Annotated in this window: 19 protein-coding genes; 11 read left to right on the forward strand and 8 right to left on the reverse strand. The window is 70.9% G+C overall.

What is annotated here, in order from left to right; all coding sequences use genetic code 11:
• On the reverse strand, positions 1-909 hold the full coding sequence (locus JIG36_RS16505) for a restriction endonuclease (RefSeq protein WP_203377147.1): 909 nt from the start codon (positions 907-909) through the stop codon (positions 1-3).
• 133 nt (positions 910-1,042) lie between these two features.
• On the opposite strand from JIG36_RS16505, the gene JIG36_RS16510 reads away from it, so the two are divergent.
• Positions 1,043-1,444: a nuclear transport factor 2 family protein gene (locus JIG36_RS16510; protein ID WP_203377148.1), complete on the forward strand. Its 402-nt coding sequence runs from the start codon at positions 1,043-1,045 to the stop codon at positions 1,442-1,444.
• 49 nt (positions 1,445-1,493) lie between these two features.
• On the opposite strand, the gene JIG36_RS16515 is transcribed toward JIG36_RS16510, so the two are convergent.
• Positions 1,494-3,914, reverse strand: a complete 2,421-nt coding sequence (locus tag JIG36_RS16515) for a transglycosylase domain-containing protein (protein WP_203377446.1) — start codon at positions 3,912-3,914, stop codon at positions 1,494-1,496.
• 317 nt (positions 3,915-4,231) lie between these two features.
• Between JIG36_RS16515 and JIG36_RS16520 the strand changes: the two genes are divergently transcribed.
• Positions 4,232-4,534 carry a WhiB family transcriptional regulator gene (locus JIG36_RS16520; protein WP_203377149.1) on the forward strand — a complete coding sequence of 101 codons (303 nt, stop codon included), beginning with the start codon at positions 4,232-4,234 and terminating at the stop codon, positions 4,532-4,534.
• Positions 4,535-4,550: 16 nt separating this feature from the next.
• Here the strand turns inward: JIG36_RS16520 and bagB are convergent, their stop codons facing one another.
• The 3 genes from bagB to JIG36_RS16535 form a co-directional block, all read right to left on the reverse strand.
• Entirely contained in the window at positions 4,551-5,678 is a 1,128-nt protein-coding gene (gene bagB / locus JIG36_RS16525; RefSeq protein WP_203377447.1) for an ArsA family ATPase, read from the reverse strand.
• A gap of 58 nt (positions 5,679-5,736) precedes the next feature.
• Positions 5,737-6,690, reverse strand: coding sequence for an ATPase BagA (bagA, locus tag JIG36_RS16530; RefSeq protein ID WP_203377150.1), 954 nt, complete (start codon positions 6,688-6,690; stop codon positions 5,737-5,739).
• A gap of 187 nt (positions 6,691-6,877) precedes the next feature.
• Positions 6,878-7,726, reverse strand: coding sequence for an Rv0361 family membrane protein (locus JIG36_RS16535; RefSeq protein ID WP_203377151.1), 849 nt, complete (start codon positions 7,724-7,726; stop codon positions 6,878-6,880).
• A 118-nt stretch (positions 7,727-7,844) separates the two neighbouring features.
• Between JIG36_RS16535 and sp36 the strand changes: the two genes are divergently transcribed.
• The 5 genes from sp36 (at position 7,845) to JIG36_RS16560 (ending at position 14,054) form a co-directional block, all read left to right on the forward strand.
• The gene (gene sp36, locus JIG36_RS16540) at positions 7,845-8,000 is read left to right on the forward strand and encodes a Sp36 family protein (protein WP_093619400.1); all 156 of its coding nucleotides are present in this window, start codon (positions 7,845-7,847) and stop codon (positions 7,998-8,000) included.
• Positions 7,997-8,482 carry a RidA family protein gene (locus JIG36_RS16545; RefSeq protein ID WP_203377152.1) on the forward strand — a complete coding sequence of 162 codons (486 nt, stop codon included), beginning with the start codon at positions 7,997-7,999 and terminating at the stop codon, positions 8,480-8,482. Before sp36 ends, JIG36_RS16545 begins: the two co-directional genes overlap by 4 nt.
• 101 nt (positions 8,483-8,583) lie before the next feature.
• Positions 8,584-9,396, forward strand: coding sequence for an MBL fold metallo-hydrolase (locus tag JIG36_RS16550; RefSeq protein ID WP_203377153.1), 813 nt, complete (start codon positions 8,584-8,586; stop codon positions 9,394-9,396).
• Positions 9,393-13,043, forward strand: a complete 3,651-nt coding sequence (locus JIG36_RS16555) for an adenylate/guanylate cyclase domain-containing protein (RefSeq protein WP_203377154.1) — start codon at positions 9,393-9,395, stop codon at positions 13,041-13,043. The genes JIG36_RS16550 and JIG36_RS16555 overlap by 4 nt, the downstream gene beginning before the upstream one ends.
• Positions 13,044-13,094: 51 nt before the next feature.
• A complete protein-coding gene (locus JIG36_RS16560; protein WP_203377155.1) occupies positions 13,095-14,054 on the forward strand; it encodes a serine/threonine-protein kinase in 960 nt (319 codons plus the stop codon).
• Here the strand turns inward: JIG36_RS16560 and JIG36_RS16565 are convergent.
• The 3 genes from JIG36_RS16565 to JIG36_RS16575 form a co-directional block, all read right to left on the reverse strand.
• The gene (locus JIG36_RS16565; protein ID WP_203377156.1) at positions 14,031-16,037 is read right to left on the reverse strand and encodes an ATP-binding protein; all 2,007 of its coding nucleotides are present in this window, start codon (positions 16,035-16,037) and stop codon (positions 14,031-14,033) included. The two genes, JIG36_RS16560 and JIG36_RS16565, sit on opposite strands and share 24 nt — an antisense overlap.
• Complete coding sequence (locus JIG36_RS16570) at positions 16,034-17,371, reverse strand: carboxyl transferase domain-containing protein (RefSeq protein WP_203377157.1); 1,338 nt, start codon at positions 17,369-17,371, stop codon at positions 16,034-16,036. The genes JIG36_RS16565 and JIG36_RS16570 overlap by 4 nt, the downstream gene beginning before the upstream one ends.
• 213 nt (positions 17,372-17,584) lie before the next feature.
• Positions 17,585-18,262 (reverse strand): Crp/Fnr family transcriptional regulator, encoded by a 678-nt coding sequence (locus JIG36_RS16575; RefSeq protein ID WP_203078383.1) that lies wholly within the window; start codon positions 18,260-18,262, stop codon positions 17,585-17,587.
• 205 nt (positions 18,263-18,467) lie between these two features.
• Between JIG36_RS16575 and JIG36_RS16580 the strand changes: the two genes are divergently transcribed.
• The 4 genes from JIG36_RS16580 (at position 18,468) to JIG36_RS16595 (ending at position 21,963) form a co-directional block, all read left to right on the forward strand.
• Positions 18,468-19,664: a CapA family protein gene (locus tag JIG36_RS16580; RefSeq protein WP_203377158.1), complete on the forward strand. Its 1,197-nt coding sequence runs from the start codon at positions 18,468-18,470 to the stop codon at positions 19,662-19,664.
• A gap of 42 nt (positions 19,665-19,706) precedes the next feature.
• Positions 19,707-20,504 (forward strand): endonuclease III, encoded by a 798-nt coding sequence (gene nth / locus JIG36_RS16585; RefSeq protein ID WP_268919627.1) that lies wholly within the window; start codon positions 19,707-19,709, stop codon positions 20,502-20,504.
• A 170-nt stretch (positions 20,505-20,674) separates the two neighbouring features.
• On the forward strand, positions 20,675-21,259 hold the full coding sequence (locus tag JIG36_RS16590; RefSeq protein WP_307872751.1) for a TlpA family protein disulfide reductase: 585 nt from the start codon (positions 20,675-20,677) through the stop codon (positions 21,257-21,259).
• Positions 21,256-21,963, forward strand: coding sequence for an NUDIX hydrolase (locus tag JIG36_RS16595; protein ID WP_203377159.1), 708 nt, complete (start codon positions 21,256-21,258; stop codon positions 21,961-21,963). Before JIG36_RS16590 ends, JIG36_RS16595 begins: the two co-directional genes overlap by 4 nt.
• Positions 21,964-21,970 lie beyond the last annotated feature (7 nt).

A 21,970-nucleotide genomic window follows, 5' to 3' on the forward strand; every position in this document is an offset into this window, starting at 1 on the left:
TCAGACCTCGGTGAAGAACTCTGCGTCGACGGCAACGTCCTCGACCTGACGGATCGTGGTGGTGACGCCGAGGTCGTACTCCTTGAGGAGATCGCACAGTCGGTGCCCGTCGATCAGATCCACCGGCGGAGCCCCGTCGCGAGTCGCCTCGGCCTTTGCCTCCCGAGTGAACGTGCCGGTCGTAATCAGCAGGCCCTTGTCTCCTCGCCCGGCCATGGCACCACGGAAATCGCGGACGGCCGCGGACCCGACACTTCCCTTGTACCGCTTGCACTGGAAGAAGACCGGGAACGACACAAGGGACATGCGGTACACGCCCAGACCGTCGATTCCGCCGTCACCGGTCCGCCCGGTGACTGTCGCGCTGATGAAGCCGGCCTCCCTCAGCAGGCGTTGAGCGAGCCGCTCGAATCCGTCCGGCGCCATCCCCATGAGGGCGTCAAGCAGTTGTTCCCGCCAGTCCGGAAGATCGTCGGAGGCTTCCGCCTCGGCATCGCCAGAAGCCGTTGCTTCCTCGTCCGCCAACTGCTGGTCCGGCACTTCAGCGATCGATTGCTGCTTCTTGGCCAGCCTCTTCAAGCGGTACTCGGCGACGTACTTCCGGTGTCGATCGCTGATCTCCGCCTTCTGGACTGTTCGTCCGTCCTCGGTGAGACTCCAGACGCTCCGGGTGCTGTTGACCAGCAGGCCCATGCCCTTGAGATAAGTACGGGCCCACGCGAGCCGGTATTCGAGTTCGGTCGTCGGCCCGTCGTGATGGAGAAGTTCCTGCTGTTCCTCGGTGAATCCCTGCTCCTTGATCACACTGTCGGCGATCTCGTCGTTGGACCCGGAACCGCCGAGGGTCCGAACCGCGCTGAGCGTGGGCCAGAGGAGATCGTTGTACGCGGGAACACCCGTCTGTGTCATCGGAGGTAGGCGCCTAACTGTCAGTATCCGTAGGGTCGGATTATGCCGCAGGGCACTCCTGGGGCCGGACGGCTGCTGTTGCCATTCGGACAGCACGCGCTGTCCCCGTCCGGGCGCTGCCACACTGAGGGTCATGTCGGAGACCGACGACTTTCTTGCTGAGGTCATGCCGCGGCTGAGGGCGGCGGAGATCGCGCTGCACGCCGGGGACCCGGGGCCGCGCGGGGTGTTGTGGTCGCACGAAGATCCGGTCTCGCTGTTCGGGGCCGAGATCAACCGGGTCGGCTGGGGCGAGCTCGAACCGGCGTTCGCGTGGCTGGCCTCGCGTTTCGGTGAGTGCCAGGCCCTCGACTACGAGATCGTCGCGGTCGATGCGCGTGGGGATCTGGCCTATCTGGTCGCCATCGAGCGGGTCACGGCTCTGGTCAACGGGGAGCCGGTCTCGTACGCGCTGCGGGCGACCACCGTCTTCCGGCGGGAAGCCGGGGCCTGGCGGGTCGTCCACCGGCACGGCGACCGCTACGAACAGCACTAGGGCGGGGCGCCCCACGTGGGGTGCCCCGCCCTAGCTGAGTGTTCTGCGGTCAGTTGCCTCGGCCAGGGCCGTTGGGCTGGCCTGACGGGGGTGTGCCGCCGGGGCCCGTGGGGACCTCGGGGGTCTTGCCCTTGCTCGGGCTGATGACCACGTAACCGCCCTTGATGGTGCGGCCCTCGGGTGAGGTGCCGGCGGCTGTGCCGGCGGGGCAGTCGGACTCGACCGGGCTGCCGATCGAGACGTCGAAGCCGGCGCCCTCGATGCGGCTTCGGGCGTCTTCGATCGAGTCGCAGGTCACGTGCGGGATCGACTTCTGGTCGCCGTACGCGATCTTGCGGTTCTCCGGCTCCTTGAACTGCTCCTTGGGCTTGCCCTTCATGAAGTCGCCGAGCGTCTGGTAGACCGCCGGGTTCACGATGTCGTGCGACATGCGGTCGCGGTGGTCGGGCCAGTCGGGGTTGACCAGGTAACCGGCGATGACCAGCGAAGTGGTGCCGGCGATCAGCGCGGCCGTCTTGTCGGCGTCGGTGGTGCCGGTCTTGCCGAACACCGGGTGCTTGACCGTCGACTTCGTCTGGCGCGCGGTGGCGCCGTTGCACGAACCCATCTGGGCCGAGTCGCCGACCGGGCAGCGGGCGGCGTCGAGGGCCGCGCGGGCCACGTCCTTGCTGGTGGCCCGGATGCAGCGCGGCTTGCCGACGTCGAGCTTGTCGCCGTCCTGCGTGGTGATCTGTTCGATCGGGGTGGGTTCGCAGTACATGCCGTCGCCGGCCAGGGTCGCGTACGCGTTGGCCATGTCGAGCGGCGTCGACGCGGACACACCCAGCGTGAACGCGCCCCACTGGTTCGCCGAGACCGGGTCGTTGGCGAACTTCGCGTCCTGGCTCACGCGGAACTGCACGCCGAAGCGCTTGGCCACGGCCACCACGTTCTCCGCGCCCACCTGCTCCTCGAGCGGCACGAAGTACGTGTTGATCGACTTCGCGAAGGCGGAGTGCATGGTGTAGACGCCCTCACCGCCGCCGCCCGAGTTGCTCGGGCACCAGAAGTGGGTGCCGGGGCAGGCCGAGTCGTTGCTGGAACTGATGATGTAGCCCGACTTGTAGCGCTTCTCGGCCTTGATCGGGTAGGCCAGCGGGAAGCCCTTCTCGAGCGCGGCGATGATCGTGAAGATCTTGAACACCGAGCCGGCCTGGTAGCCGCTGATGTCACCGCCGCCGCTGAGCAGCGGGTTCGTCGTGTTCGGGTAGGTCGCGCGGACGCCCGCCTTGGCCTTCTTCTTGTCCGAGGACAGCGGGTTGGGGTGGGCCGGGTCGGGCAGCTTGTATTTACGGTTGGCCGCCAGCAGCCGCACCTTACCGGTGCCGGGCTCGGTCGCGGCCAGCAGCAGCGCGTTCTTGTCCTTCTCGGCGATCTTGTCGGCGATCCGCTTGCGCGCGTCGGCCTGGGCGCTGACGTCCATCGTCGTGGTGATGCGGTAGCCACCGCTCTTCAGGCGACGCTCCCGGTCGTACGGGGTCGCGCCGAAGGCCTCCTGGCTCATCCACCAGCGGTAGAAGTAGTCGCAGAAGAAGCCCCAGTTGTTGTTGGCCACCGACACGCAGCCGTTGCCGACCGGCCGGACCTGGCGCGGGATCGCTTCCTTCTTCGCCTTGTCGGCCTGGGCCTGGGTGATCGAGCCCATCTCGACCATGGCCGGGATGATGTAGTTGTCCCGGCGCTGCTTGATCTGGTCGTAACCCTCTTTGATGGTCGGGTTGAAGCTGGTCGGCGCCTTCACCATGCCGGCGAGCATCGAGGCCTGACCGGCCGTGAGGTCCTTGGGCTTCTTGTTGAAGTAGACCTGGCTGGCGGCGAACACCCCGTACGTCTGGTTGCCGAACGGCACGATGTTCAGGTAGCGCTCGAGGATCTGGTCCTTCGAGAGCTCCTTCTCCACCTGCAGCGCGTACTTCATTTCAGTGATCTTGCGCTTCGGGGAGTCCTTGGTGGCGTCGACGACCTCCTGCGGGTTCGTCGCCGAGTAGGCCAGCGACATCCGCACGTACTGCATGGTGATGGTCGAGGCGCCCTGCTTGGAGTCGGACTTGCCGCTGTTGTTCACGAACGCGCGCGCGACGCCCTTGAGGTCGACGCCGTTGTGGTTGTAGAACTCCCGGTCCTCGGCGGCCACCATCGCGTCACGCATGTACTTCGAGATGTCCTTCAGCGGCACGTCGCTGCGGAACTCGTCGTAGAACTGCGAGATCTGCGTCTTGTTGTCGGAGGCGTAGATCCGGGTGATCTGCGGGGAGCTGAAGTCCTTGAGCTCACTGGGCAGCTGCGCGAAGGTCTCGCCACCGGCTTTGGCGGCCAGTCCGGACATCGCGGCGGCCGGGAAAGCCGCGGCCGCGACGACGACGCCGGCGAGTAAACCGCAGATCAGCAACGAGGTCGCATTGGCGAAAATGTTGTGATCGCGTCTGCGCATCCAGGAGGTCACCTGGGCAGGGTACGCGACATGAGCACGCGACCGCTCGTCGAGAAGGTCACGCTTCGCCCTGAATTATTGTGCCCTCCCGGCTCACTTCTTGAGACCGTTTTTCTGAAGCGCACCCCGCTTGCTCCCGTGTGCTTGGCGGCCTTTGCCCGGAACAACCGGGCTGTACATATTTCAGGTACAACGTTGCGTAATCGCCCGACTACAGAGCATGATGGTCCGGCGAGCTTGTCGCACGACGTCTGCGCCGCTTGGGGGACATGAGCAGCGGACGTCAAGGGGGGTAACGCAAGGGGGGACGTTTACACATGGGGATGATCAGCGATTGGCCCAGCATGGCGGCGTGTCAGAGTGGCGACCCTGACGCGCTCTTCGTGCAGGGCGCCGAGCAGAACGTGGCGAAGAGGATCTGCCGCAGCTGCCCGGTCCGCTACGAGTGCCTCGCCGATGCCCTGGACAACAGGATCGAGTTCGGTGTCTGGGGAGGCATGACCGAGCGGGAGCGACGCGCACTGCTGCGCCGTCACCCGCACGTGGCCAGCTGGCGGAAGATGTTCGAGGCCGCCATGAAGGAGAAGGGCGCCGACAAGGTGCTCGTCCCCACCCGCTGAGACCGCGCGGGGTGGCTCACGCCAGGAGCGCGCCGATCGTCCGCAGCCCGTCGACGTCATGGACGTCGGCGGGCTGCGCCGTGACCGAGACGGTCGGCACGGCCGGGAAGGCGTCGGTGAAGGTGGCCGCCACCCGCAGTTCACGTTCGGTCTGACGGACCAGGTTGGCGTGGATGCGCAGCGCGTCCGCGGTGAGCGGCGACTCGCCGGCGGCGGTCAGCGCGTCGGCCGCGGCCTCGCTCTCGTCGGCCGACAGGCCCTCGGCCTCGGGGCGGTGCATGCGGTTGAGCACCAGGCCGGCGAGCGGCATCCGGTCGGCCACGAGACGCTCGGCGAAATAGGCGGCCTCGCGCACGGCGTCCCTTTCCGGGGCCGCGACCAGCAGGAACGCGGTCTGCGGGTCCTGCAGGATCCGGTAGGTCTGGTCGGCCCGCTGCCGGAAGCCGCCGAACATCGAGTCGAGCGCCGCCACGAACCCCGACAGGTCGGTCAGGAGCTGGGCTCCCAGGATCTTTTGCACCGTACGGGAGAAGAGCCCGAACGAAGCAGTGACCAGGCTGAACATGCTCCGTCCGCCGGAGCGGGCCGGCGCCAGCAGCATGCGCAGCATCCGGCCGTCGAGGAACCGGGACAGGCGGGCCGGAGCGTCGAGGAAGTCGAGCGCGGAGCGCGACGGCGGGGTGTCGACCACGATGAGGTCCCACTCGTCGGTGGCCCGCAGCTGGCCCAGCTTCTCCATCGCCATGTATTCCTGCGTGCCGGCGAAGGTCGAGCTCATGGCCTGATAGAACGGGTTCGCGAAGATCTCGGCGGCGCGCTGCGGCGTGGTGTGCTGCTGCACCACCTCGTCGAAGGTGCGCTTCATGTCGAGCATCATGGCGTGCAGCTCGCCGCCGTTGTCGCCGTCGATGCCCTTGACCTGGCGCGGGGTGTTGTCGAGCTCGCTGAGACCCATGGACTGGGCCAGCCGACGGGCCGGGTCGATGGTCAGCACCACGGTGCGCCGCCCGTGCACCTCGGCCGCCCGCAGCCCGACCGCGGCCGCGGTGGTGGTCTTGCCGACGCCGCCGGCGCCGCAGCACACGACGATCCGGGTCGAGGGGTCGGCAAGCAGACCGTCGACATCGAGTCGTTCCGCGGTCACGTCAGCCACTGCTCAAGCGTAATCCGTTGGAGATCGGACGCATGGCGACTGTGGCCCGTCACGCACGCATCAGAGCCGCGGCGAGCTCGTCCAGCCCGGCCTGGTCGACCCCGTGGGGCAGCAGCGGCAGCTCGACCAGGGGGCGGCCGGACTCGGCCAGCTCGGCCCGCAGCGTCTCCTCCAGCTCCTGGCGGGTGAGGTGCGCCTTCACCTCGGTGGCGAGCCCGCTGACGGTGGCCGCGTCGGTCGGCAGCCCGGCCTCGGCCAGCCCCCGCTTGAGCTCGGCCTTGGTCACCTTGGCGGCCGTGGCCAGGGCCGGCCGGGTGGCGTTGAGCACGATCCGGCCGACCGGGATCTTCAACGCGTCCAGTTCGGCGATGGCATCGAGCGTTTCCTGTACGGGCATCTCCTCGAGCAGCGTCACGACGTGTACCGAGGTGATCGGCGAGCGCAGCAGCGACGCGACGCCCTCGCTCTGGGTTTTGATCGGGCCCATCTTGGCCAGCTTGGCGGTCTCGGCCGTCACGTTGAGGAAGCGGCCGATCCGGCCGGTCGGCGGGGCGTCGAGCACCACGGCGTCGTACGCGCGCCTGCCGTCGGCCGACCGCGTGGTGGCCTCTTTCACCTTGCCGGTGAGCAGCACGTCGCGCAGACCCGGGGCGATCGTGGTGGCGAAGTCGATGGCGCCCACCTTGCGCAGCGCCCGGCCGGCCGCGCCCAGGTGATAGAACATGTCGAGGTATTCGAGGAGAGCCTCCTCGGGGTCGACCGCGAGCGCGCGGACCTCACCGCCGCCGGACACCTTCGCGATCCGCAGCTCCTTGTAGGGCAGCGGCTCGGTCTCGAAGAGCTGGGCGATGCCCTGCCGGCCCTCGACCTCGACCAGCAGCGTGCGCTTGCCGTCCGCGGCCAGGCCCAGCGCCAGTGCCGCGGCGACGCTGGTCTTGCCGGTGCCGCCCTTGCCGGTCACGACGTGCAGTCGTGCCGGCCATCTGTTGACGCGCTCACCCATTCTTCAACCGTACGGCGCAGGGTTAGGGCCTGTCCTGCCGGTCACGAGGGGCTGCGGCGTGGCCCAGGCGGCGCCTGACGGCGTCCGCGAAGCGCCCACATCCAACACCGGGATGCGGACACTTCCCGGCCGACGCCAGCCACCACCTGGACCTCGCCTCACTCCCGCGTGACCGGCAGGACAGGCCCTAGCCGGTCACTTCGCAGACCAGCCAGCCGGTCTTGCGGATCACGGTGAACTCGAGCTCCTGCGACGAGGTCTTCTCGTCGGCGGTGGACATGGTGAGCTCGACCTCGACCCGGGCGCGGTCGTCCTTGTTCTCGGTCACCTCGGGGTCGGCCCAGCGGAAGACCGGGTCGGTGTAGCCCTCCGCGTACGCCTTGATGTCCGACACCCGGTCGGCGATCTTCGTCTCGTCGCGGGCCTCGCGGCAGACGAGGTCGTCGGCGGCGGAGGCGTCCTGGTTGGTGTAGACGGCCGTGAGGAACCGGCTGACCGCGGTGGCCGGGTCGGGCGAGCCCGGGTTGTCGGCGTCGCGCAGCAGGAAATAGGCCGACACGGCGCCGCCGCCGCAGAGGAACAGCGTGCCGACCAGCGCCAGCGAGACCCAGAGGGCGCCGCGGCGGCGGGGCTTCTGAGGGTCGGCCGGAACCTGGTAGGGCTGCTGGGGGCCGCCCGACCAGATCGGCTCGGGCTGCGGGGTCTCGACCGGGATCGTGTGGTGGTGGGCCAGGTGTTCGGGTGGCGTGGTCCGCCACTCGCCGGGCGCTTCGTGCTGGGCGTGGAACGGCTGGGTGGCCGGGGTCGGCTGCCAACCCGACGGCTGGGCGACGGGCGGGATCACCTGGGTGCTGTCGTGGCCGGCGGCCTCGTCGGCGAACGAACCGGGTGGCGGCCACTGCTGATCGTCGGGCTCGGGAGCGGCGTCGATGAAATCGACCACACGTGGGGGCGGCGCCGGGACATCGGCGACAGGGGTGGGAGCGGGCGGCGGCCACTCGCCCGGGGGCGAACCGGGGCCGGGCGGGTGCGTCATGTAGCCCTCCGTGCTGTCCCGGTTACTGGTCGGCCTTACGGTCGCTCAGCCTAGCCAAACCGGCCCGTCCGCGGGCCCTAAGCTGGGCCGGTACCGACGATTAGGGAGTAGGCGAGCGATGCAGAAGTGGGAGTACGTGACCGTGCCCCTGCTGGTCCACGCGACCAAGCAGATCCTCGACAACTGGGGCGAGGACGGCTGGGAACTGGTCCAGGTCGTTCCGGGGCCGAACCCGGAGCAGCTGGTGGCCTACTTGAAGCGGCCGAAGTCGTGACCACGCCGATCGCCGGTGAGGGCGGCGTCGACGCCTACGCGAAGCTGGCCGAGCTGGGCCTGACCCTGCCCAAGGTGGTGCCGCCGCTGGCGGCCTATGTCCCGGCCGTGCAGACCGGCAACCTGGTCTACTGCTCGGGCCAGCTCCCGATGGTCGACGGCAAGTTGCCGCTGACCGGCAAGGTCGGCGCCGAGGTGACGCCCGAGCAGGCCACCGAGCTGGCCCGCCTGTGCGCGCTCAACGGCCTGGCCGCGATCGAGTCGCTGGTCGGCCTCGGCCGCGTTGTCAAGATCGTGAAGTTGACCGGTTTTGTCGCGTCGGCCCCCGGCTTCACCGGTCAGCCGGCCGTCATCAACGGAGCGTCGAACCTGTTCGGCGAGGTCTTCGGCGAGCAGGGCCGCCACGCCCGCAGCGCCGTCGGCGTCGCTGAGCTGCCCCTCGACTCCCCGGTCGAGGTCGAGCTGATCGCCGAGGTCGCTTAGCGGGTTAGCCCGTTCCGGTCGCTAAGAGTTACCTGAGCGGGCACTGAGATCGCACATCCGGTCCTCTCGAACGACCCCATGCGCGACGTAGGATTTCGCGCATGGGGGGTGCTGCACCGAACGGGCTGCCGGGCTGGGTGACGTTGCTGCGCGCCCCCAACCCGGGCCCGATGACGCTGGACGGCACCAACACGTGGGTGCTGCGGGCGCCCAGTGCCGAGCGGGCCGTCGTGATCGACCCCGGTCCGCTCGACGAGGGTCACCTGACCCGGATCGCCGACCAGGGTCCGTACGCGTTCATTCTGATTACCCACGGTCACCACGATCACGTCGAGGGCGCCGCCCGGCTCTCCGAGATCCTCGGGGGCACCCCGGTTCTGGCGGCCGACCCCGCTCACTGCGTCTCCGGCGGGCCGCTCGACGCCGCCGCCCCGCCCCGGGTCGAGGGGCTTGACCTCACCATTCTGGACACACCCGGACACACTTCCGATTCCGTGTGTTTTCTGGTCGCGCACGGGAACACTTCGCTGATGTTCACCGGCGACACCATCCTCGGACGTGGCACGACCGTGGTCGCCCATCCGGACGGCGACCTGGGGGCCTATCTGGGCAGTCTCGAGCGCCTCGCCGCGTACGGGAAAGTCATGATGTTGCCCGGCCACGGCCCGGCGCGCGACGACGTGGCGGCGGTCGCCCGGGAATACCTCGATCACCGGCGCGAGCGGTTGGCGCAGGTGGAGGCGGCGATCGCAGCCGGAGCGCACACTCCGGAACAGGTTGTTGACGTTGTGTATCCCGACATCGAGCCGGGCGTCCGGTTCGCGGCGATCTGGTCGGCGGCGGCCCAACTGGATTACCTGAATCACAAAAACAGGGAATCAGGAACACCCGCAGGCAGGTTGGATCCGCTGTGACCTGTCCTGTGTGTGGAACCGTCGCCGTTCCGGGCGCCCGCTTCTGCCACAACTGCGGTGCGGCGCTGCCGGCTGCGGCCACCCTCCCGGCCGCCGAGCGACGCATCGTCACCGTGCTCTTCGGCGACCTGTCCGATTTCACCTCCTGGTCGGAAGACCTCGACCCGGAACGCGTCGGCGCGGTCACCGACCGGGTCCTGGCCGCGCTCGCGGGCGCCGTCAAGACCTTCGGTGGCCACGTCGACAAGCTGACCGGTGACGGCATCATGGCCGTGTTCGGCGCCCCGGTGGCCCATGAGGACGACGCCGAGCGGGCGGTGCGCGCGGCCCTGAGCATGCAGCGCGCGGTCCGCCGGGTGCTCGACGACGAGCGCGGCGGCGGTGCGCCGCTGGGCCTGCGCGTCGGGCTGAACACCGGTGAGGTGGTGGCCGGCCTGCAGGCGGGCATCGAATACACCGTCATCGGCGACACCGTGAACACCGCCGCCCGGCTGGCCGACGCCGCCGCGGTCGGCGCCGTCTATGCGGGCTCGCGCACGAGCGGCGGCACCCGGCACGTCGCCTCCTGGCGTCAGCTGCGGCCGCTGCGGCTCAAGGGCAAGCGGGAACCGGTGCCGGCGTTCGAGCTGCTCGGCCTGCACGACGCGCCGGGCACCCGGTCGGGTCTGGGTGACGAGGCGCCGTTCGTGGGCCGCGAGACCGAACTGGGCCGGGTCGCCGGGCGGCTGGCCGAGGCGATCGACTCCGGAACCGCGCGCGTCATGGTGATGACGGCCGAGGCGGGCATCGGCAAGTCCCGGTTCGCGGGTGAGGTCAAGCGCCTGGCCGCGGGCTACGACGTGGGCAACGGCCGCTATGCGGCACACGCCGGGGCCCGGGTGCTGCGGGTGCGCTGCCGGGCGTTCGGCGAGCGGCGCCGATTCGCTCCGCTGGCTGACCTCGTACGGAAATCGGTGGGTCTGCCCAAGGACGTGGTGGCCACCGTCGGGCGCACGGTGGTCGAGGAGCGGCTGCGCAAACTCGCGAACCGGCTGGGCCGCGACGGCGAACCCGCCCCGATCGACCTCGACCGGCTGCTGGCGCTGCTCGGCTATGGCGAGGCCCCGGCCAACCCGGTCGGTCCCGCCACGGGCGCCGACTGGCAGCCCAGCGCCATGCGGGCCGACGCCGAGGCGCTGTCGGCCGCGGTCGCCGAGCTGCTGACCGCGCTGGCCGCCGAGGCGCCGCTGGTGGTGATCGTCGACGACCTGCACGACGCCACCGCGTCAACCGTGGACGCCCTGGGCCGCACCCTCTCGCTGCTCGACGGCCCGGTGGTGGTGCTGCTGCTCGGCCGGCCCGAGCTGGTGCGCACGGCGGGCGCGCTGACCCGCCTGGCCGACGCCGAGGTGCACACGCTGCCCCCGCTGCGCGGCGCCGACGCCTCCCGGCTGCTCACCTCTTATCTCAACGGCGGCAAGCTGCCGCAGATGGACACCGACCGGCTGCTCGCGACCGCCCAGGGCAACCCGTTCTATCTGGCCGAGATGATCACGCTGCTCATGGAGCGGGGCGCGCTGACCCCGGCCGTGGGGGCCAACGCGGCCGGCAAGTGGCAGCTGGCCGACGGTTCGCTCGGCCGCCAGTTGCTCTCCCGCGACCTGGCCGCCGTGCTGGCCGCGCGCATCGACGCGCTGCCGCCCGAGCCGCGCTCGGTGCTGCGCGACGCCGCAGTCGTGGGCGACGCGGTGCCGACTGGCGTCATCGAAGCTCTCCGTGAGAGACGGGCCTCGAGCGACGCGCGGCCCGGGGCGGTGGCCGCGGTCGAGCTCGAACGCTCGATCGACGAGCTGCTCCAGCGCCGCATGCTGCACCGTTCGCGCGGCGGTTACGCGTTCACCACCCCGCTCATGCGCGAGGCCGCCTATTCCGGCATCGGCAAGGCCGACCTCGCCGACCGGCACGCCTACCTGGCCAACTGGGCCGCGCCCGAGCACATGGGCCGCACCGGCTACGACACCACGGCCCGGCTCAACCTGACCGACAACGAGCGCGACGCGTTCGTGGCGACGCATGCCGAGTGCGCGGTCGAGCTGGCCGACGCGGTGCGGCTGCGTCCCGAGGCGGCCGTACGCGACGTGGCCCCGCTCGGTGTCTCCGCGCTCGGCCGCCTGGCCCGGCGCGCGCTGGCCAACATCGAACCGGCCGCCTCGATCGAATACGCCGAACGCGCCTCGGCCCTCGCCTCCGAGGGGTTGCCGCTGCCCGACCAGCTCGTGCACGCCCGCGCGCTGCTGCGCCTGGGCCGGGCCGAAGAGGCGCTGGCCCACGGCGAGAAGATCGCCAAGAGCGCCGCCGACGAACCGGTCAACCGGGCCGAGGCGCTGCTGGTGGTCGGCCGGGCGCACGAGGCGATGGGCGACAGCGGCCGGGCGGTCGCGGCCTGGCAGGAAGCGCTCGAGGTCGCCACCGAGGCCGAGCTGCTGCCGGAGCGGGCCAACGCCATGCGCCGGCTCGGCATGGCCGACTTCCTGGCCGGGCGGCTCAGCCAGGCGAGCAGCCGGTTCGCCGCGGCCTACCAGGTGACCCTCGCCGCCGGTGACCGGCACGGCCAGGCCTGGGCGTTGCAGAACCTGGCCTGGGTGACCACGACCCGCGGCGACTTCGCGGGCACCGACGCGGTGCTGGGGCGGGCGGCACGGCTCTTCGCCGAGCTGGGCGATCCGGTCGGCCGCTCGTGGCTGCGCGGCACCACGGCGTTCGCGCGGCTGCTGGCCGGCCGTCTGCAGGAGTCCCGTCGGCTGGCCCGGGTGTTCCTGCCCTTCGGCGACCGGGTGGGTGAGGCCTGGGCCGTGGGCACGCTGCGCGCGGTCGAGGCGTACGCGGCCTCCGAGCTGGGCGAGCTGGCCGAGGCGGACGGCGAGGCCCGCCGGGCCTACCGCGACTTCCACGCGGTCGGTGACGACTGGGGCCGGGGTCTGGCGCTGGTCGTGCGGGGTGCGATCGCCCGCGGGCTGGGCGAGTTCGACCACGCCTACGACCTGCTCAGCGACGCGCTCGACTACGCCGACCGCACCGGCCACCCGCTGCTGCTGGGCATGGCGGGCACTGTGCGCGGGTTCGTCGCCCTGCACCGGGGCGACCTGGCCGCGGCCGAGGAGGACGCGCGCCGGGTGATGGTGGCGGTCGAGCCGCACAACCCGATGGCGCCGGCCCAGGTCGGCCCGCGGGTGCTGCTGGCCGAGGCGCGACTGCGGGCGGGCGACGCCAAGACCGCGATCGGGCTGCTGGCGCCGATCGCCACCGACACGGGCGCGCCCTCGCTGCTCTTCTCGCGGCGGCACGCCTTGGCCTCATACTCGGCCGCGCTGCTGGCCGACGGTCAGGTCGACGCCGCCCTGTCCTGGATCGGACGGGCCCGCGAGGTGAAGGCCGAAGATGTGCGCAGCGGGGTGACGGCGGCCATGACCCACGCCCGGGTGCTGGCCGCGGCCGACCGCTGTGAACCGGCCCGCGAGGCGGCCGAGGAGGCGGTGCTGCTGGCCTACTCGACCGAGCAGACGAGCGAACGACTGGGGGCCGAGGAGCTGCGGGCGGCGCTGGCGACCACGGGTGTCGAGGCGGCTCCGGCGGCTAGTGTCGCGTACGCGTCTGACGTGCCTGGATGATCTCCGGGGCACCTGGCGTATTTTCAAGTCCATGACAGGAGCCCGGGTTCTATGACCGAGACACCGAGCGGGGCGCTCCCAGTCCCGTACGTGCCTGGGATGTCCGGGTTGTCGATTATGGCGCGTGGTGGTTACGCGACCGTCTATCGCGCGATGCAGGACTCGGTCGGTCGTGAGGTCGCCATCAAGGTGGAAAATCGCCGCCTCGAGAGCGACCGTGACCAGGCCCGTTTCCTGCGTGAGGCGCGGGCGGCCGGGCGCATGTCGTCCCACCCGCACGTGGTCGACCTGTTCGACGTCGGTGTGACGGTCGACCAGCACCCCTACCTGATCATGGAGCTCTGCGACGGGTCGTACCTCGACCGCATGCGCCGCTCCCCGCTCGGCGCCGCCGAGACCCGCGACCTGGGCGTCAAGATCGCCGACGCGCTGGTGCACTCGCACAAAAACGGCGTTCTCCACCGCGACGTGAAGCCGGCCAACATCCTCTACTCGGAGTTCAACACGGCCGTGCTGGCCGACTTCGGGCTGGCCGTGCTGGGCGAGATGCGCGACTCGTCGGTGACCCTCGAGGTGCTGACCCCGGCGTACGCCCCGCCCGAGATGTTCCGCCACGACGAGCCGAGCGGCGCCGTCGACGTCTACGCGCTCTGCGCCACGCTCTACGCCGTGATGAAGGGCCGCCCGCCGCGCTGGGACGGCGACCGCAGCCCCAGCCTGCTCACCCTGATGGACCTCTTCCACCAGCCGATCCCCGACCTGCCCGGGGTGCCGCCGGCGCTCACCCAGGTGCTGCGCTGGGGGATGGACAACGACCCGTCGCGCCGGCCGACCGCCCAGCAGCTGCGCGAACTGCTCACCAGCGTGCAGCTCAACCCGCCGATCAACTACGTGCCGCCGCCCCGGCCCTCGTCGAGCGACGACACCCCGACCATCCGCAACCCGCGGTCGGCCAAGACCCCGAAGAAGAAGTGGCCCTTCGGCGGCCTACTCGGGAGCCAGGACCGCTAGCAGTTCGCCGGTGTCGACCTCGGTCCCCGGGTGCACCGGCAGCGAGGCGACCACCCCGGCGCTGGGCGCGTGCACGGGATGCTCCAGCTTCATCGCTTCGAGGGTCAAGAGCAGTTCCCCGGCCCGTACGCGTTGACCCGGCACCACAAGCACACGACGCACGGCCCCGGGCAATGGAGCGATCAACGAGCCCTCAACCGCATCGGGCGCGGGCAGCGGGAACCGGGACAGGGCCCGCAGCGCCACCGAGCCCTCCGGACTGTCCACGTACGAGACCTCACCCACCCGGTGCACGTTGAAGGTCAGCCGGATGCCGTTGACGTCGAGCACCACCCGCTCGTCACTCGCCTGCACGACCAGCGTCTCGGGGTAGTCGGCGGCCACCGGCGCCTGCCCGAGGCCGGCCAGGTCGAGCTCCTCGGGGTCGACCGTGCGCACCCACCAGCCGGCCAGCTCGCCGTGCCGGTTCATGCGGTAACCGACCTCGACCGGGCCGGCCGGGCCGTCGTACACGGCGGTCTGGGAGCCGGACGGGACGTTGCGCCAGCCCGAGGGCAGCGTGCCCAGCACGGCGGCACCGGCCCGGCGGGCGGCGGCGCCGGCCAGGGCCGCGGCCAGACACGACAGGCGTACGGCGTCCACCGCCGACAGCAGCGGGGCGAACACCTCGGGCCGCCGGTCGAGGAACCCGGTGTCGACGTCGCCGGTGCGGAACGCGTGGTGGCGCAGGGCCCGCACCAGCAGGTCGCGGTTGGTGGCGACACCGTGGATCTGGGCCCGGGTCAGCGCCGAGGCCAGCATCCGGGCCGCCTCCTGCCGGGTCGGGGCCCAGGCGATCAGCTTGGCCAGCGTGGAGTCGTGGTGCACGCCGATCACCGAGCCGTCCTGCACCCCGGCGTCGAGCCGCAGGCCGGGCGCGGGCAGCGGGCGGAACCGGCTCGCGACGTCGGGCACGGCGAACCGGTGCAGCGTGCCGGTCGCGGGCAGCCACGCGTAGGCCGGGTCCTCGGCGCACAGCCGCACCTCGATCGCGTGACCGCGGATCGGCGGCGGGCCCGGCATCGGCAGGCTGCCGCCCTCCGAGACCAGCAGTTGCAGGCGTACGACGTCGTAGCCCGACACGCACTCGGTGACCGCGTGCTCGGCCTGCAGGGTCGGGGTCAGCTCGAGGAACCAGAAGTCACCGTTCGGGTCGAGCAGGAACTCGACCGCGCCCGCGCCCACATAGCCGAGCGCCCGGACGGTGACGATCGCCGCCCGGCACAGCTCCTCCCGCAGCCCCGGATCGACGGCCGGCGACGGCGTCTCCTCGACGATCTTCTGGTAGCGGCGCTGGATCGAGCACTCGCGCTCGCCGAACGGGATCACCGCGCCGTGCTCGTCGGCGATGATCGGCACCTCGATGTGGCGCACGTCCTCGACGTACGGCTCGCAGTAGACCTCGCCCCCCACCTCGCGCCGGGTGGAGGCGAGCGCCTCGACCAGGGTGGCCGAGTCGCGGACGACCCGCAGGCCGGTGCCGCCGAGACCGGTGTCCGGCTTGATCAGCACCGGGAAGCCGGGCACCTCGGACGGGTCGGTGAAGCTCGGCAGCACCGGCACCCGGGCCTCGGCCACCAGCATCTTGGTCTCGCGCTTGCTGCGCAGCACCCCGAGCGTCTTGGCCGGGGCCCCGACCCAGATCATGCCGGCGTCGGCCACTGCCGAGGCGAAGTCGGGGTCCTCGGCCAGCTCGCCGATGCCGGGGTGGATCGCGTTCGCGCCCGACCGCTGGGCGGCCGTGATGATGAGGTCGCCGCGCAGGTACGACGATCGCGGCGTGCCGCCGTCGAGGCGTACGGCGTAATCCGCCTCGGCGACGTGGGGAGCGTCGGAGTCGGCCTCGGCATAGACGGCGACCGTCTCGATCCCGACCAGGCGGCAGGTGGCGAACACCCGGCGGGCGGTCTCGCCACGATCGGCCACCAGAAGACGTCGGATCACTGGTCTACCTTTCCGGGTCGGAACGCGCCGACGTGCCCGGCGCCCTCGACGGCCGCGCTGTGCACGGCGGAGAGGCAGAGTCCCAGGACGGTGCGTGTGTCACGGGGGTCGATGACGCCGTCGTCGTCGCTCGCCGCGGGGCCGTCGGCCGGCCAGCTGAAGGCGAAGCGGGGATCGCCGGTGCGTCCGGTGTTGAGCGAGAGCAGCGGCACGGTGGAATGCGCCAGCGCGTCCACCGCCCCGGAGCCGAGCGTGCCGGCGTCGTCGCGCCGGAACAGCAGCAGCGACGTGTCGGTGGCGTTGGCGAGCTGGATGAAGTGCACGGCCTTCTGGGTGTCGACCGCCGTCTGCGGACCGTCCGAGGTGGCGAGCACCCCGATCGGGTAACCGTGCAGCTCACCCCAGCCGGCCAGGACGGCGGCGCCGACGGCCGGCTTGAACTCGTCGAACTCGCTGCCGTCGAGCAGCCGGGCCAGCACCTCGCGCGGGTCGAACAGGGTCGACGGCCCGGCCAGGGCGAGCAGGTCCTCGGCGTCGTACTTGGGCTCGCCGGGCGGGGACGTGCGGGGTGCCGGGCCGCACTTGCGCCAGTTCAGGCGGCGGACGCACTGACGGGCCAGGCGCAGGGCGTCGCGCTCGTCCTCGGCCAGCTGATCGGCCGGGGCGGTGGGCGTCTTGCGTACGTCGGAGCCGTTGGTGCCGGGCCTCGGGCGTGGGTGCGTCAGCATCTTGGCGTGCCCGCGCACCATGATCGTGTAGTCCGAGAGCGCCGGCAGGTACGCCGTGTCTCCGCTGGTCGGCCCGAAGACGACGCTGATCGTGGGCACGCGCCGGGTGGACAGCCGGCTCAGGTCGCGCGCTATGCCGCCGCCCGGCGGGGTTCCGGCCCCCGGGCTCTCGGCGGCCGACTCGACCAGGTTGACCAGCGGCAGCCGGTCGGTCGAGGCGATGCGGGCGGCCCGGCGGATCTTCTCGACCGCGTACGGGTTGACCGCCGTTCCCTCGACCGTGGGGTCGGTGGCGATGATCACGCATTCGACGGCCTCGACCACGCCGATGCCGGTGACCACGCCGGCGCCCACCGGGAACTCGGTGCCCCAGCCGGCCACCGGCGAGAGCTCCAGGAACGGGGCGTCCTGGTCGACCAGCATCTCGATCCGTTCCCGGGGCAGCAGCTTGCCGCGGGCGTGGTGCCGGGTGACCGCGCGCTCGCCGCCGCCGGCGCGGGCCTCCTCGATGGCCGCCTCCAGCCGGTCGAGCCGGTCGAGGGTGGCGTTGCGGGCCTCCGGATAGCCGGGGGTGCGCGGGTCGAGGGCGGTGTCGAGCACGGTCACGTCGGCACCCCGATGCGCTGTACGCCCGCCACCATGTTCAAAGCCGCGCCCTCTCGTATCCGCCGGTGCCTCTCGACCACCTCCGTAACGAGTGGTTGAGCGGGTGCGACACGGATGCGAAAGAGGGCGTTTTGTACCCTTTCAAGGGGTAATGCATAGACTTCTAGGGGCCGCCCCCGATGGGACGGCCCCTGGATGACGTTCGTCGTTGGCTCAGACGCGAGCGCGGCGCGCGAGACGCTCCGGGTCGAGGATGATCACGCTCTTGCCGTCGAGCCGCAGCCAGGCGCGGGAGGCGAAGTCGGCCAGGGCCTTGTTCACCGTCTCGCGGGACGCCCCGACGAGCTGAGCCAGCTCCTCCTGGGTGAGATCGTGCGTGACGCGGAGCACACCGCCGTCGCGGGTGCCGAACCGGCCCGCCATCTGCAGCAGGTTCTTCGCGACCCGGCCGGGGACGTCGGTGAAGATCAGGTCGGCCAGGGCGTCGTTCGTGCGGCGCAGGCGGCGGGCGAGCACCCGCAGCAGCTGCTCGGCGATTTCGGGGCGGTTGTTCAGCCACGGACGCAACGACGTCTTCTTGAGCCGGGCCATGCGGGCGTCGGTCACCGCGGTCGCGGTCGCCGTGCGCGGGCCGGGGTCGAACAGGGAGAGCTCGCCGACCATGTCGGACGGGCCCATGATCGATACGAGGTTCTGCCGGCCGTCGGCAGCGCGCCGGCCCAGCTTGATCTTGCCGGACAGCACGATGTACAGGCTGTCACCGGCCTCGCCCTCGTTGAACAGGACGTCGCCCTTGCGGACTTCGACCGTGTCCATCTCTTTGGCGAGCGCCTCGGCGGCCTCCGGGTCTACGCCCTGGAAGATCCCGCTGCGCGCCAGTACCTCATCCATCGCCGCACCTCCGAACACGCGCAACGCCTGCGCTCGATCAGTCTAGGCGCACGCGGGCGGGAATCGGGCGGGCACCCCTTGATCTAGATACCGCAGGGTAACCACTCCGACCGTGACGGGCAGTATTTTTCGTCGCCGGGTGGAGGCAACGACAAGCCTTTCGACGGTTCGTCCGCGTCGCCACCTGAAGGTATCGTCGCCGTCGATGAATTCCCACCCCCCGCATCGAAGGCCAGGCATTTTCGGGCGACCTGTCCTTACTATCACTATTGTCCTGGCCGCGCTGGCCGGAATCGGTGCCGGAAGTGTCGCTTTTGCGAATCGGCAATCCGACGACGAGTCGGCATCGTCGTGGCAGGAGCCTCGTGATGCGGCGGCGCCGTCCGACTCTGCCGCCCCCACCTCCGCTCCCACTGAGAAGGCCGCTGCTGAGGGGACCGTCACACTCTCGGCCACCGGCGACATCATGATGAGCAACGCGCCGAATCGGATGCCGCCCGCGAACGGTGAGGGATTCTTCGACTCGGTCAAAGAGGCGCTCGCCTCCGACCTCGTGATGGGCAACCTCGAGCAGCCGTTGACCGAGAACACCGGCGCCTCCAAGTGCGGGTCGCCGCCGTCGCCGAACTGCTTCGCGTTCCGCTCGCCGCCCTCCTACGTCAAGCACCTCAAGGCCGGCGGCTTCGATCTCGTCAACACCGCCAACAACCACGCCAAGGACTTCGGTACGCAGGGCGCGCGCAACACCCGGGCGGTGCTCGACGAGGCCGGCATCCAGGCCACCGGCAACACCGACGAGATCACGGTGTCCGAGGTCAACGGGGTCAAGGTGGCGGTCGTCGGCTTCTCCTCGTACGCCGGAGCCAACAGCCTCATCGACCTCGACCAGGCCCGGTCCGTGGTCGAGCAGGCCGGGCAACAGGCCGACCTGGTCGTCGTGCAGGTGCACATGGGCGCCGAGGGCTCCGACGAGCAGCACGTGAAGCCCGGCACCGAGACGTTCCACGGCGAGAACCGCGGCGACCCGATCAAGTTCAGCCACGCCGTGATCGACGCCGGCGCCGACCTGGTCGTGGGACACGGGCCGCACGTGCTCCGGGGCATGGAGTTCTACAACGGCAAGCTGATCGCCTACAGCCTCGGCAACTTCGCCGGGGGCGGTCGCACGCTGTCCCGTACGGGGGTGCTCAAGTACGGCGGGATCCTGCAGGTCACGCTGGGGCCGGACGGGTCGTACGCGGGGGGCAAGCTGCTCTCGACCTATATGAACTCGAACGGCCTGCCGACCCTGGACACGCAGAACGAGCAGGGCCGCAAGCTGGTCTCGCAGCTCAGCGCGGCCGACTTCCCCGACACGGGTGCCAAGATCTCCTCGGACGGGTCGATCACCCCGTCCGCGTGACGATTTCCTGTCGTAGGGGCGACGTACTCTTTAGCGGTGACTCTGGTGGCCCGGTCGGCGAAGCGGTTCTCGACGGAAACGCCCATCGGGCGCAAGCGGCGGGCCCGCAAGATGGCCCGCGTCCTGGCCGAGACGCATCCCGACGCGCACTGCGAGCTCGACTTCACCACCCCGCTCGAGCTGGCCGTGGCCACGGTCCTGTCCGCCCAGACCACCGACGTCCGGGTCAACCAGGTCACGCCGGTGTTGTTCAAGCGCTACCAGAGCGCGGCTGACTACGCGGCGGCCGACCGCACCGAGCTCGAGACCCTGCTCAAGCCCACCGGTTTCTTCCGCGCCAAGACCGACTCGCTGATCAAGCTGGGCCAGGCCCTGATCGAGCGGCACGACGGGGTGCTCCCGGCCACGCTCGACGAGCTGGTGGCGCTGCCCGGCGTCGGGCGCAAGACGGCCAACGTGATCCTCGGCAACGCGTTCGGCGTCCCCGGCATCACGGTCGACACCCATTTCCGGCGCCTCACGAACCGCTTCGGCTGGGTCACCGAGGACGACCCGGTCAAGATCGAGTTCCTGGTCGCCGACCTGATCGAGAAGCGCGACTGGACCATGCTGTCGCACCGGGTGATCTTCCACGGGCGCCGGGTCTGTCACGCGCGCAAGCCGGCCTGCGGCGCCTGCACGCTGGCGTCCATGTGCCCGTCCTACGGCACCGGCCCGACCGAGGCGGCCGCCGCGGCGAAGCTGCTCAAGGGGCCGCGCGCCCGCGAGCTGGCCGTGGCCGCCGGGGTTGATCCGGCGCTCGTGCCGGCCGCGGCGGTCGTCGCGCCGGACGTTCCGTGAGTTCCCCGCGGCCGTCCGCCGCACCGCCGCACCCGTTGGCGGCACCGAACCCGCCGCTTGCCGCGCCGATCCACCCTCCGTCCGCGGCGCCCGTTCGTTCGTCCGCGGCGCCCGTTCGTCCGTCCGCGGCGCCTGCTCGTCCGTCCGCGGATCTGCGGAAACGGCTGCTTGTGGCGCCGCTCGTGTTGTTGCTGGCCGGGGTCGCCGCCTGCACCAGTGATGAGCCGACCGTTGCCGCGCCGTTTGCCGGCTGCGAGGCCCTGACCGCTCCGCCACCGTCGGCTCCGGCATCAGCCGTGCCGTCCTCGGCCTCTCCGGCTGCGGGCGGTTCCGCGATGGCGAGCCTGCCCGATCTGACGCTGCCCTGCTTCACCGGCGACGACCAGGTCTCGCTGCGCGAGGTGCGGGGACCGGCGGTGATCAACCTGTGGGCCTCGTGGTGCGGGCCGTGCCGAGCCGAGCTGCCCGTGATGCAGAGCCTGGCCGACCAGACGGCGGGGCGGCTCACCGTGCTCGGCGTCGACACCGGCGACCAGCGCGACAAGGGCGCCTCCTTCGCCGTCGACGCGGGCGTGCGCATGCCGACCCTGTTCGACGAGAAGAGCACGTTGCTCAACAACCTGGGCCGGATCAACCTGCCGATCACGCTCTTCGTCGATGCGGGCGGGAAGACGTACGTACACCCTCTGCCGTTGAAAGCCCCCGAGCTGGCCGAACTCGTCGGCACGCACACCGGCGTGACGGTGACCCCGTGAGCCGGGGACGTGTGCTCGGGCGCCCCGACGGCCTGCCGCGATGGTTCGACCCGCTGCTCACCCGGGTCGCGAACTGCCGCACCGAAGACTTCACCACCCTGCGGCCCCCGGCCGGCGGTGGACGGCCCAGCGCCGTACTCGTGCTGATCGGCGAGGGGGAAATCGGCCCCGACCTGCTGGTGCTGCAGCGCGCGGCGACGATGCGGAACCACGCGGGGCAGCCCGCTTTCCCCGGCGGCGCCACCGACCTCGACGACATCGACTCGGTGGCCACGGCGTTGCGCGAGGCGAACGAGGAGGTCGGACTCGAGCCGTCCAGCGCCGAGGTGCTGGCGCTGCTGCCCGACCTCTACATCCCGGTCAGCTCGTTCGTGGTCACGCCCGTGCTGGCGTGGTGGCGGCAACCCCATCCGGTGAGCCCGCGTCAGCCGGCCGAGGTCGCCCACGTGGCGAGGTTGCCGATCAGTGAACTGGTGGACCCCGGGAACCGTATCCGGGTGCGGCACCCCAGCGGCTGGATCGGTCCGGCCTTCCAGGTCCGGGGTCTGCTCGTCTGGGGCTTCACGGCAGGGGTGATCTCGACGTTGCTCGACATGGGTGGCTGGGCCCGGCCGTGGGAGCCGGGAGCCCTGGTCGACCTGCCCGACGCGAGCGCCCCGGTGCCCGCCGCGCGTGGCGGAGCGCCCGACGAGGTTCTGCCATGACCCGGGT

It is taken from the genome of Paractinoplanes ovalisporus, from assembly GCF_016834655.1.
Lineage (GTDB): Bacteria > Actinomycetota > Actinomycetes > Mycobacteriales > Micromonosporaceae > Actinoplanes > Actinoplanes ovalisporus.